Source organism: Exiguobacterium sp. s128 (genome assembly GCF_018618815.1).
Classification (GTDB): domain Bacteria; phylum Bacillota; class Bacilli; order Exiguobacteriales; family Exiguobacteriaceae; genus Exiguobacterium_A; species Exiguobacterium_A antarcticum.
This window is the reverse complement of the sequence record NZ_JACSMT010000002.1, coordinates 39,286-51,832: the sequence shown is the minus strand read 5'-3', so window position 1 is coordinate 51,832 and position 12,547 is coordinate 39,286. Positions and strand designations below refer to the sequence as shown.

General features: G+C 45.7%; 11 protein-coding genes. 10 read left to right on the top strand and 1 reads right to left on the bottom strand.

Going from position 1 to position 12,547, the window contains the following annotated elements:
• The first annotated feature begins 103 nt into the window (after positions 1 to 103).
• The 5 genes from dnaG to KNQ13_RS01330 all read left to right on the top strand — a co-directional run bounded on the left by dnaG (position 104) and on the right by KNQ13_RS01330 (position 5,473).
• Positions 104 to 1,897 (top strand): DNA primase, encoded by a 1,794-nt coding sequence (dnaG, locus tag KNQ13_RS01350; protein WP_026831029.1) that lies wholly within the window; start codon positions 104 to 106, stop codon positions 1,895 to 1,897.
• Positions 1,898 to 1,931: 34 nt separating this feature from the next.
• Complete coding sequence (gene rpoD, locus KNQ13_RS01345) at positions 1,932 to 3,017, top strand: RNA polymerase sigma factor RpoD (protein WP_012369736.1); 1,086 nt, start codon at positions 1,932 to 1,934, stop codon at positions 3,015 to 3,017.
• 154 nt (positions 3,018 to 3,171) lie between these two features.
• Positions 3,172 to 3,513 carry a cytochrome c550 gene (cccA, locus tag KNQ13_RS01340; RefSeq protein WP_014969816.1) on the top strand — a complete coding sequence of 114 codons (342 nt, stop codon included), beginning with the start codon at positions 3,172 to 3,174 and terminating at the stop codon, positions 3,511 to 3,513.
• A gap of 128 nt (positions 3,514 to 3,641) precedes the next feature.
• Entirely contained in the window at positions 3,642 to 4,358 is a 717-nt protein-coding gene (locus KNQ13_RS01335) for a tRNA (adenine(22)-N(1))-methyltransferase (RefSeq protein WP_014969817.1), read from the top strand.
• Positions 4,358 to 5,473: a Nif3-like dinuclear metal center hexameric protein gene (locus KNQ13_RS01330; protein WP_026831030.1), complete on the top strand. Its 1,116-nt coding sequence runs from the start codon at positions 4,358 to 4,360 to the stop codon at positions 5,471 to 5,473. Before KNQ13_RS01335 ends, KNQ13_RS01330 begins: the two co-directional genes overlap by 1 nt.
• A gap of 51 nt (positions 5,474 to 5,524) precedes the next feature.
• On the opposite strand, the gene KNQ13_RS01325 is transcribed toward KNQ13_RS01330, so the two are convergent.
• Positions 5,525 to 6,472, bottom strand: a complete 948-nt coding sequence (locus tag KNQ13_RS01325; protein WP_026831031.1) for a 4-hydroxy-3-methylbut-2-enyl diphosphate reductase — start codon at positions 6,470 to 6,472, stop codon at positions 5,525 to 5,527.
• A gap of 144 nt (positions 6,473 to 6,616) precedes the next feature.
• Here KNQ13_RS01325 and KNQ13_RS01320 point away from each other — a divergent pair, with 144 nt between their 5' ends.
• From KNQ13_RS01320 to KNQ13_RS01300, 5 genes are all read left to right on the top strand, one after another.
• On the top strand, positions 6,617 to 8,380 hold the full coding sequence (locus tag KNQ13_RS01320) for a sensor histidine kinase (protein WP_026831032.1): 1,764 nt from the start codon (positions 6,617 to 6,619) through the stop codon (positions 8,378 to 8,380).
• Positions 8,377 to 9,330 carry a sugar ABC transporter substrate-binding protein gene (locus tag KNQ13_RS01315; protein ID WP_014969821.1) on the top strand — a complete coding sequence of 318 codons (954 nt, stop codon included), beginning with the start codon at positions 8,377 to 8,379 and terminating at the stop codon, positions 9,328 to 9,330. The genes KNQ13_RS01320 and KNQ13_RS01315 overlap by 4 nt, the downstream gene beginning before the upstream one ends.
• Positions 9,331 to 9,398: 68 nt before the next feature.
• Positions 9,399 to 10,751 (top strand): DEAD/DEAH box helicase, encoded by a 1,353-nt coding sequence (locus tag KNQ13_RS01310; RefSeq protein WP_014969822.1) that lies wholly within the window; start codon positions 9,399 to 9,401, stop codon positions 10,749 to 10,751.
• 146 nt (positions 10,752 to 10,897) lie between these two features.
• Positions 10,898 to 11,797 carry a deoxyribonuclease IV gene (locus KNQ13_RS01305; protein ID WP_014969823.1) on the top strand — a complete coding sequence of 300 codons (900 nt, stop codon included), beginning with the start codon at positions 10,898 to 10,900 and terminating at the stop codon, positions 11,795 to 11,797.
• Positions 11,798 to 11,817: 20 nt separating this feature from the next.
• Positions 11,818 to 12,438, top strand: a complete 621-nt coding sequence (locus KNQ13_RS01300; RefSeq protein WP_014969824.1) for a hypothetical protein — start codon at positions 11,818 to 11,820, stop codon at positions 12,436 to 12,438.
• The last annotated feature ends 109 nt before the right edge of the window (positions 12,439 to 12,547 follow it).

Sequence of the window (12,547 nt, the reverse complement as noted above, 5' to 3'; positions counted from 1 at the left end):
GCTTAAATGAGATGATGTAACTTTTCTAATGAAACGGAACGAGTATTCGTTCCGTTTCATTGCGGGTATATGTATATAAACGTTCGAAAGGAGAGGTGACCGATTGAAACGGCTTCCTGACGAATTGGTTGACCAAGTCCGACAAGCAACGGATATCGTTGAATTGATATCAGAACGTGTAGAATTAAAAAAACAAGGGAATCGTTATTCAGGGTTATGTCCATTTCATTCTGAAAAGTCCCCTTCTTTTTCTGTTTCTCCGGATAAAGGCATGTATTATTGTTTTGGTTGCGGAGCAGGGGGCAATGCGATTACGTTCGTCATGGAAACGGAAGGGATGAGTTTCCCAGAAGCCGTCACGAAGCTCGCAGATCGAACGGATATCAAATTACCAGAGTTTGAACGATCTGATCAAACGGAATCGACACCAGATCAAGAAAAGAAATACCGGATGCGGGAAGCTCACCGAATCGTAGCGGATTTGTATCATGAAGTCATGTTACAGACGGCTGCCGGTGATGTCGGGCGAGAATACCTGGAAAAACGGGGGATTCAAGAACCTGCCATGCGGGAATTCAAGTTAGGGTATGCACCTGATCAAGAACGATTCACAGTCGACTCGTTGGCAAGAAGAAATTTTGATCTGGATGAAATGGTAGAAGCTGGGCTGATTTCTGTAGGTAGAGATGGCGATTATCGCGATCGGTTCAATGGTAGGGTGGTATTTCCAATTTCAGATCGTGATGGCACGATTGTTGGATTCAGTGGACGCTCCATTGACGGAAGAGACCCGAAGTATGTCAACACAGCGGAAACCCCACTCTTTAATAAAAGTGAATTGTTATTTGGTTTTGCACAAGCACGTGGTGCGATGCGTAAAAGTAAGCAAGTAGTGCTAGTGGAAGGGAATTTAGATGTTGTACGTGTCGCTCAAGCGGGTATACCCTATACGGTAGCCTCTTTAGGGACGGCCTTGACACCGATCCATGCTCAAAATCTGGGGCGAATCGTCGATGAAGTCATTGTTTGTTATGACGGAGACAAAGCCGGGCGTGCCGCAACCTTAAAAGCGTTACGCCTGCTAGAAGACATTGCGGTCGATTGTTCTGTCATTCGTCTTCCGGATGAGGAAGATCCCGATTCTTTTATTGGGACACAGTCGGAAGAGTCCTTTCTTCGTTTAATCGAACAGGAGCGGATTTCAAGCCTTGAATTTAAATCTTTTTATTTTCGGCAAGGAAAAAACCTCCGATTAGAAGGAGAACGGGTCCGTTATATTGAAACTATGCTTGAGGAGATTGGTCGGACGGCCAATCCATTGTTACGCGACATCTATTTAGGGAAACTAGCGGAAGAGTTCCACTTGTCGAAAGAATCATTGCTGTCACAAGTTAAACCGTTGCAGACGCAACACATTAAACCAAAACAAGAACGACGGCAAGAGACACAAGTAGTTACCTCTTCCCCTCAAGACCGCACCTTCTCGAACTGGAAACGAGCAGAACGATTTTTGCTTGCGTATATGATTCGTTCAGAGGAAGTTGGCCTTGAGGTACGTGATCAGCTTGGTGTGGCATTTAACGATCCGGCCCATCAATTGATCGCAGGAAAACTATATGAATTTTACGGAGCAAATACCCCAGCGGATCCCGACCGGTTTCTGACGATGCTTCACGATGCTTCGCTTCAGCGAATCGTAGCCGATCTAGAGTTTATGTTAATGCCGGAATATGATCCGGATTTACTGAGTCATTATATTCGTGCCGTTCAAAACGAACGACAACGACGGATGCTGGACGAGGAAAAGTCGCAGTTAAGTCAACAAACAGATATCCGTGCTCAAGCGGAACTAATGCAGGCGATCATCGAACGGAAACGGCGTTTGAAAGATCGGTGACCTGTTGCATGATGTGGAAGGAGTGTATGGTTCGATGGCAGAAAAAGCAAGATCAGAAGCAGAAATACTCCGTCTCGCGAAGGATGAACTAATCGCGCTCGGACACAAGAATGGTGAACTATCGCATCAAAAAATCGAGGATAAACTCAGTTCGTTTGAATCGATGGATGCACAACAATTCGAAGAGTTCCTTCAATTGCTCGAAACCGAAGGCATCAAGGTCAACAACGATGGAACAGGGGACGACAAGGAAGAAGCCGACTTAAACGATCTATCTGTTCCGCCAGGTGTCAAAATCAATGATCCGGTCCGGATGTACCTGAAAGAAATCGGTCGAGTGGATCTTTTGAATGCAGAAGATGAGGTCGAACTCGCAAAACGGATCGAACAAAATGATGAAGAAGCCAAAAAGCGTCTAGCTGAGGCCAACCTGCGTCTTGTTGTATCGATCGCAAAACGTTATGTCGGTCGCGGCATGTTGTTCCTTGATTTGATTCAAGAAGGAAACATGGGATTGATCAAAGCGGTTGAAAAGTTTGATTATACTAAAGGATATAAATTCTCGACGTATGCCACGTGGTGGATTCGTCAGGCCATCACACGTGCGATCGCTGACCAAGCACGGACGATCCGGATCCCGGTTCATATGGTTGAAACCATCAATAAATTGATTCGTGTCCAACGTCAGTTGCTCCAAGATCTTGGACGTGAACCGACACCGGAAGAAATCTCAAAAGAGATGGAAATTACGCCGGAGAAAGTTCGGGAAATTCTCAAGATTGCTCAAGAGCCGGTTTCGCTCGAAACGCCAATCGGGGAAGAAGACGACTCACATCTCGGAGACTTCATCGAAGACCAAGATGCGACAGCACCTCAGGACGCAGCAGCGTATGAGTTGTTAAAAGAACAGTTGGAAGATGTACTCGATACATTAACGGATCGGGAAGAAAATGTCTTACGTCTGCGCTTTGGTCTGGATGACGGTCGGACACGTACACTTGAAGAAGTTGGGAAAGTGTTTGGTGTCACCCGTGAACGAATTCGTCAAATCGAGGCAAAAGCATTACGTAAATTGCGTCATCCAAGTCGTTCGAAACGTCTCAAGGATTTCCTCGATTAATTTTAAAGTGTGAAGAAAATATGAAATTTTAGTGAGAAGGGAGAAAAAGTTTTGTTTTTTTCTTCCTTCTCTGTTTTTTTTACAGTAGAATAGTAACGGGGAATACCATTCAGTCACCAACTTGGTTGGGTATAGAATATGGGGGGGAATCCAAATGCGTAATCCGTTAGTACCGTTCGCAGCGATTGCGATCATCGCCATCATCGCCATGATTTCATTGTCATACTTTGGGGTCGATCAGGTAAAACAAGCTGAAAAAGGTCCATCAACAGCTGAAATGAAGCCGGAAGATCTGTTTGCATCAAAAGGATGTACAGGATGCCACGGTGGAAATCTTGAAGGTGGAGCAGGTCCGAACTTAACTAAGATCGGCGCGAAGCTGAAAGAAGAAGAAATTAAAGAAATCGCAATCAACGGTAAAGGGCAAATGCCTGGTGGTCTTGCGAATGATGAAGAAGCCACTGTTTTAGCGAAATGGCTTGCTGAAAAGAAATAAGTCGATCAACATCTGTCTCTTCTCCGAGATAGATGTTTTTTGTTGTCCTGCTACATCAGGTGACTATTTCTTTTTTTCATCAATTCGGCTATTTTTAAAAGAGATTGAACAGAGGAAGGATGAAAGAAATGCAAACGAACGTCATACTCGACCAACGCTTACAAAAAGTAGTGTCCTATATTCCACAAGGGGCGGTCTTAGCAGACATCGGTTCGGATCATGCCTTTGTACCATGCTACTGCATCCAACAAAACCTAGTCGAACGGGCAATCGCGGGTGAGGTCAATCTTGGACCGATGGAAGCAGCGCAAGCACAAGTGGCGCTTGTCCAGCTAGAAGAAAAAATCGAGGTCCGACTTGGAAGTGGTCTCACAGTTTTAAGACCAGGCGAAGCGACGGCCATTACGATTGCTGGAATGGGCGGGACATTGATTGCGACGATTCTTGAAGAAGGAAAAACACATCTATCAGGAGAGGAACGTCTGATTCTCCAACCGAATGTTGATGCCGTTGATGTCAGAAAGTGGCTTTTAGCGAATGGATATGCCTTGTTATCCGAAGCGATCGTCAAAGAAAATGAAAAGATCTACGAAATTCTTGTCGCCCAAAAAGGCGAAGAGTCCTTATACGCCGATAATCTTGAACGACGGGAATGGGAACTGTTTTTTGGTCCTCAACTCACACGGGAAAAGGCGCCTGCTTTTGTGGAGAAATGGCAAACGGAAAAACAAAAACGGCAGTATATTCTAGAACAGATGCGTCGTGGAAATGATTCCGAAGTATTGCAGGGAAAAATCGAGACGATCGAGCGGCTGATTCAAAAAATGGACGAGGTGACGGGGTAATGGCGAACGGACAACAGATTATCGAACAATTCGAATCGTTTGCACCGAAGAAATTCGCTTTTGAAGGAGATCCAATCGGATTACAAATCGGAACACTGAACAAAGAAGTCAAACGTGTGCTCGTGACACTCGATGTCTTAGAGTCTGTGGTCGATGAAGCGATTGAAAAAAACATCGACTTGATCATCGCGCATCATCCACCGATTTTCAGCAAATTAGCGAAAGTCACGGATCAATCAGCGGCGGGACGAATCGTCATGAAATGTATCCGCCATGATATTGCTGTCTATGCAGCGCATACGAACCTGGATGTTGCGGAAGGAGGTGTCAACGATCTGATGGCAACTGCCTTAGGGTTGACCGATACAAGCGTATTGGCACCTTCTTTCGAGAATACCGTCTATAAACTCGTTGTCTTCGTTCCGGAATCAGCAGCTGAACAGGTCGCTGAAGCTCTTGGAAGAGCAGGAGCAGGGCATATCGGCGCATATAGCGACTGTCAGTTCCACAGCACGGGCATCGGTCAGTTTAAACCAACAGCGGATGCCAATCCGTATAGAGGTAAGCCGGGGCAGGTGGAACGGGTGACAGAAGTCCGAATCGAAACGATCGTAACGGAATTGAATCAGAAACAAGTCATCCGTGCGATGAAAAAAGCCCATCCGTATGAAGAGGTGGCGTATGATCTGCTCCGTCAAGAGATAGCAGCACCCTCACTCGGTCTGGGACGGATCGGATATCTAGAAGAAGCGATTCCACTGAAAGCATTTGCCGAACACGTACGGACAGCCTTCGCTGTTGAGAACTTACGTTTTGTTGGAGATGAAAACCGAATGGTCCGTAAGATTGCCGTATTAGGGGGGGATGGGAATAAGTATGTGTCAACGGCTGCTTTTGCGGGGGCCGATGTGTTAGTGACAGGTGATTTGTATTTCCATGTCGCTCACGATGCGATGGCACTTGGCCTTGCTGTCGTCGATCCGGGACATCACGTCGAATCGGTCATGAAACAAGGAGTGGTTGATCTCTTGACGGAACGGTTCGACAAACAGAACATCAAAGGTGTCGAACTGTTTGTGTCCGTGACCAATACGAATCCATTTCAATTCCTATGAAAAAACGATTCCCACCGCCTGAGACGGTTTGGGAATCGTTTTTGTTTGAGATTAAAGAATTTTGACTTTCGGTAAGATCCGGCGCAGCTCAAGGAACGGTGTTTTGTCATGTGTGCTGATATCAGCAGGGTCATACTGCTGTAAGAAGTCGATGACTTTTTTTGTGATCGGCGTAGGTGTTGAAGCACCTGACGTCACACCAACTTGATGTACACCTTCGAGCCACGATAGATCAAGTTCTGTTAAATCGCCAATCCGGTGAGCCGGAGTCTCGGCGATGTCAAACGACACTTGAGCCAAACGATTGGAGTTATTCGAACGTGGATCTCCGACGACGATGACTAAATCACATTCACCGGCCTGCTCAGCGACAGCTTCTTGACGTACTTGCGTCGCATTACAAATTTCATTATGGACTTCGACATGTGGATATTTTTCGCGAACATGTCCCATCAACGCTTGGACGTCCCATTGACTCATCGTCGTCTGATTCGTGACAATGATTTTTTTCGTCGCCAGATGAGCTGGTAAGGCTTCGATATCCTCCACTTTTTCGATGAGGTGAACGTGTTCTGGTGCTACACCAACTGCGCCTTCAGGTTCCGGGTGACCATGTTTGCCGACATAGATGACTTCGTAATCGTCTGCAACGACGGTCCGGATCAAATCATGGGTCCGGGTGACATCAGGACAGGTCGCATCGACGACTGTCAATTTCTTTTCGGCAGCCCGTGTATAGACCGCTGGTGAAATGCCGTGCGCCGTAAAGATGACCGTACCTTCTTGAATCGTTTCGAGCGCTTCTAGGCGATCGGGACCATCTACGGTCAAGACACCCATTCGTTCGAATTCACGAGTGACATGGGCATTGTGGACGATCATACCCAAAATATGAATAGGTCGCGGCAAATTTTCATTCATTGCGGCTTGTTGGGCAAGTTTCATTGCATCAACAACACCATAACAGTAACCACGAGGACTGATTTTTTTTACAAGCATAGTCTAGATTCTCCTTTAGTATAGAAAGAGTGATTATGTAGAGTGTACCATTGATTCAAGTTGAATGAAAATAGAGGAGTCTGCGTCGGGCGGATAACATGATATACTATTTGAGTTGTAATGAATGGAGGAGGGGGTGGAAAGATGGAGACGAAAAAGATGATGCGGTCCTATTTTTTCCAGATCACGGCTGTATTATTCATTCTTATTTGTCTTGTCATCTCAGCACTTGCCTTCACGGCGGATCGTGTGACGATTTCACGAGTGGAACAGCAGACAGAAAAGCAGAGTGAAAAAAGTGTTGAAGTCTCGAGCAATGCACTTCGGGATAGTATTGGAAATTTACACGAAAAAACCATGGGTCTTCAATTGAATGTCACCAATATGAAGAGCCTCGAGCGGGCGATCCGTGACACGAACTTGCTTGATATCGATACCGGCTTTAAGAGTTTCTTTTATTATGACCGGAAAACCGACAAGATTACATGGTTCTCAAGCGAAGATCGTCGCATTCCGGAAGCGTCCGTTCGACGAGATGATGCTTTTTTACAGGCTTTAACGAGTACGGATTTTCATATGAGTAAACGGTATAAGCTGGACAGTGACTATTTGTCTTATATGTATGTACCTGTCCGGAATGGGAACGAACGTGTCGGCGTGTTTGGCGGTGGACTCAGTCTGATGAATTCCGTCGTCTTTCGAAATTCACTTGAATCGTTTGATGATGACACGATGGCGTACCTTTTTAATAGTCAAGGTGAACCACTTGCGACGTCAAGAAATCTGGTCACGGATCAAGAACGTGTCTTGAGCCAAAGTGTCGTTGACCGTGCCTTTCAGAGTACAAAACCATACGAAATCTTTAGTACGAATAAAGACATGTATTATTTCGCGCGTGATTTGAAGGTGACGGACTGGAAAATACTAGTTCGAACGCCGCGGAGTGTATTTTACGAACCGGTCTATACGACACGCCAACAATATTTGGTCATTGCGGCACTCACATTAGTATTGAGTCTGATCGTCGGCTATTTGATGTCGCGGCAATTGACGGCACCGTTACTGGAATTGGTTCAAAAAATCGAAAAAAGCACGACACCTCAACCGATCACTCTTGAACGGTCTGGTTCAAATGAAATCAAGACGTTGGTCTCTGCCTATAATGAATATGCACAACGGATGGAGCATGCGCGGCTCGAGCAGCTCAGTCAACAACAAGTCATCCTGCATCAAGAAAAGTTAGCATCACTCGGGCAGCTGGCAGCAGGGATTGCCCATGAAATCCGAAATCCGTTGACACCAGTCAAGATGGCACTTCAGCTCTTGTCGGAAGAAAAACAAAATAACCCGGATATGATGCAGATTGCCTTATCGGAACTGGATCGTGCCAATCAGTTGATCCAGACGATGCTTGATTTATCAAAAAATGATAGCACGGCGTTAGAAATGATCCAGATTGATATGAAAAAGCTGATGGAAAAGCTGACATTCATTCTCGAATCAAAATCACATCCATATGAAGCGGATTGTAAAATCTATACGCCGGCACACATGCCGTCACTGTATGCCTCTGAAAATGGATTGTTGCAGGTGTTATCGAATTGTATCGGAAATGCCCTCGACGCTGTCGAATCAAAAGGCATCGATGGCATCTGCCATGTCCACCTGCACGTTTATCCGGATCAGTTTGTGTTTATCATTCAGGATAATGGAGTCGGGATGGATGCGGAGCAGATTAGTCTGATTGGGCAAGCATTTAACACGTCTAAAATCAATGGGAATGGTTTAGGGTTATTCATGTCGAGTCAAATCGTTCGCCAACACAATGGACGGATCGAAGTGGATAGTAAAGTCGGAGTCGGAACGACCGTTCAGCTGTTTTTCCCAAGGCGGGGTGAGCAAGCATGAGGTTCAATAAATCGTGGTTATTTGTTTTAATCATCTGGATTTCGTCCGTTCTCATCATTTCGAATCTGTTTGTCCAAAAGGAAACCAATCCGAAGCGGGACGTCATCGGTTTTACGGTCGTCAATGATAAACATGAATTTGCGCAACGGCTGATCAATGCTTTTAAAGCAGAAGCCAAGGCGAACAAATACGAAGCACTTGTTGCGACCTCACAAAATTCACGAATCAGTGAACGGGAACAAATCTTAGAATTCATCCAACTAAAAGTGGATGCGATCTTCATTACGACACTAGACGATGTCTATATCGGCAGTGCGATTGAAGAGGCTAAACAAGCAGGGATTCCGGTATTTGCGATTGATCGGATGATTCGTTCAGATGCCGTCGTCAGTTCCATCACGTCGAACAACCAAGTAATCGGGGAGCAATTGGCTTCCTATATGAAAAATGAGTTGATTAGACGAACCGGACAGGCGAAGGGCCGCATCATCGAGATTGCCGGTACGGCAAACGTCTACACGACAAATGAACGACACCGGGGATTTTTAAAAGGAATCGAGAACGAACCGGGTCTTTCCATCATAAATTCAGCTAGCGGAAACTACGATCCCGTCACATCGGAGCGTGTCATGCAACAGCTGATTGAGTCAGGAATCGCGTTTGATGCCGTCTACTGTCACAATGATGATATTGCGATGGGGGTACTCGAAGCATTGAAAAAAGCGAACATTTCCGGAAAAATAGTTGTCGGAATTGATGGGAATCGTGCTATATTAGAAGCTGTTGACATGAAATCGATGGACGCGACGGTCGTCCAGTCCGCTGAAGAGATGATGAAAGTTGCCTTCAGCGCGTTGAAGCTTCATACGAAAAACAAAAAAATTCCTGATCGTTTCTATACGTATTCCTATTTGTATGACGGTAGTAGACCAATACCCATGTTGAACTAAAGAAATAGATGGTGAAGGCGGACGATTCGCCTTTAATTGTTAAAGAAAGAGAAAGGATGGTGACAAATATGAATGGATTCAGCCATTTTGATTTGCACCCGTTCGTCGTCGAAGCACTCGAAGACGCACGTATTAAAAAACCAACCGATATTCAATCCCGGATCATTCCGGCAGCGCTCAAAGGGCGGGATATCATTGGACAATCACAAACTGGAACAGGAAAAACGTTATCGTTCCTGTTACCAATCGTTCAAAACGTCAATCCAGCGTCACAGGAAATGCAGGCGATCATCGTTGCACCGACACGTGAACTCGCTTGGCAAATTCACGAGGAATTGAAATCAATCCTCGTCAAACAACCAGACTACATCAAAACGAGTCTGATCACAGGTGGAATGGACCGCGAACGTCAAATTGGACGTCTCAAAGTGTCTCCACAAATCGTCATCGGAACACCGGGCCGCATTTTGGATCTGTTTAAAGAGCAAGCCTTGAAACCACATTTCGTCAAACATTATGTCATTGATGAAGCGGATCAAATGCTCGATATGGGATTCTTACCAGAAGTCGACCGGATTGCGCAAGCTCTCCCAGAGAAATTGCAAATGATGGTTTTCTCAGCAACGATTCCAGAGAAACTGCAACCGTTCTTAAAAAAATACATGAACAACCCACGTTATGCACATGTGGATCCAAAACAACAGACAGCTAAGAAAATCGTCCATCATACCGTTCCTGTCAAACACCGTGATCGTTCTGATTTGGCATTGAAACTGGCAAAGGCGCTTAACCCGTATATCTGTCTTGTCTTTACGAATACAAAAACAGAAGCAATTGAACTTGAAGCCCTCTTCCTTGAAGCGGGACTCAATGTCGGTTCGCTTCACGGTGACTTACCGGCACGCCGTCGGAAACAAGCCATCAAGGAAATCAATGAAGCGAAGTACCAATACGTCATCGTGACGGATCTTGCAGCGCGTGGTATTGATATCTCAGGTGTCTCGCATGTCATCAACCATGGTATTCCAAAAGATCTTGATTTTTATGTACACCGCGTCGGACGGACAGGTCGTGTCGACCAAGACGGTTTGGCTTACACGCTATTCGAAGACCATGAGAATGGTTCAATCAACCGCTTAGAGGATCGTGGCATTGAATTTACGAACGTCGATGTGAAAAGCGGTCAAGTCAGCGAAGTCAAAGAACGCCGCCGTGCTAAACCAAACATGAAGACAGCCGTTTCGAAAACAGCACACAGTCGTTTATCTGGTGAAGCTGCAAAAGCGAAAAAACGCGTAAAACCAGGTTATAAAAAGAAACACCAGTATAAGCTGAAAGAAACAGCAAAACGCGAACGCATCAAGGAACAACGTGGAGTTGGTCGTGCCGAGCGTAAGGCGAATGCAAGCAAATCAAAATAATGAATCTGCGGCGAATTCGTCGAGGATCAACCCTTTAAGCAAAGTTCACGGCATCGATCCGTGGACTTTGTTTTTTAGCATGGCTAAAGGTTCTTGTTTTTTTCGACATTTGGTACACTAGGAACAGAAGAAAGGTGGAAATTCGAATGAAAATTGGTTCACATGTGTCCCTCTCAGGGAAAAAGATGTTGCTTGGTGCGAGCGAAGAGGCGGCATCTTACGGAGCGACGACGATGATGGTCTATACAGGAGCACCTCAGAACACAAGACGAAAGCCGATCAGTGACCTCCGGATTCCGGAAGCCTTATTGCACATGGAGGCGAACGGGATTGAAGAAATCGTTGTCCACGCGCCTTACATCATCAACTTAGGAAATACGACAAAACCAGAAACATTTGAACTGGCGGTATCCTTCTTAGCAGAAGAGATTCGTCGGGCAGAAGCGCTTGAAAAGGCGAAGCATATCGTACTTCATCCGGGAGCCCATGTCGGCGCAGGAGAAGAAATTGGCATCAAACGAATCATTGAAGGACTCAATGAAGTGTTGACGGGAGATGAACAAGTCAAGATTGCGCTTGAGACGATGGCTGGAAAAGGATCGGAAATCGGAAAGACGTTTGAAGAGATTGCAGAAATCATCGCCGGTGTAACCCATAATGATCGTCTATCTGTTTGTCTCGATACATGTCACGTCCACGATGCCGGATACGACCTTGTCCATGACTTGGACGGGGTACTCGAACAATTTGATCGAATCGTTGGCATCGACCGCCTTGGCGTCATTCATGTCAATGATTCAAAAAACATCCGAGGTGCTAAAAAAGACCGTCACGAAAACATTGGTTTTGGTGAAATCGGATTTGATCCGTTACATCGGATCGTACATCACCGGGACTTGGCACATTTGCCAAAAATTCTTGAGACACCGTATATCGGACTTGATCCTAAAAAGAAAGTGGCTCCGTATCAAGAAGAGATTGCGATGTTACGCTCGGGGAATTTTGATGCCGAGTGGCGTTTACCACTGATCGGTACATCCATTTAAACGAGAGAGGTGTCTGTCGCGTGTGTCATCTACTAATCATAGAAGAGTCGGAATTTGCCTTACGTCAAGCGGTTGTCACGTATTATGAAACCAAAGAGCCGTTTTATTTGCCGGCAGAGTTATCCGAAGGGGAAGAAGTTTTTTTGGCAACGAAGGATGGAATCATCGCTTACGCCGAAGTCCTGTTCAGCGAATATACAACACGTCCTGCCGACCCTCACTGGTTGAGGGAGGCGGATGAACAAGAACAGACGTATGCTTGTCTGGATTTGATTAGTGTCGATTTACGTCATCCGTTGTTAGGTTCTTCGCTTCTAGGTTTAAAGATTACCCCAGGACAGATGGATCCGAAAATCAGACAATGGTTGGTAGAAGCATGGCAGGCGGGTCATTTCGAGTCTGATGTGACGACCATCGAACAGGCGAAAGAACGTCGGATGGAACGGTTTCGGGAACGGAATCACCTGACGCCTTTAGAAAAGACCTGTGAGCTTTGTGGAAACACACAGCAATCGATCCTGGAATGGCACGAACATCAAGGCCATTTCCAAACGGTATGTCCGACCTGTCATCGGTTGGCACATCAAGGGTTGCATGAAATCAAGGATATTGCAGCGACATCAGATGAATCATCACCGTAACAGTAAGCAACCCGGATGTTCATCTCCGGGGTGCTTACTGTTTTTTAGATGGTGTCCTCATGATATAATCAAGACTGATAATTATTATCAGTGAAAATGGAGTACTGGA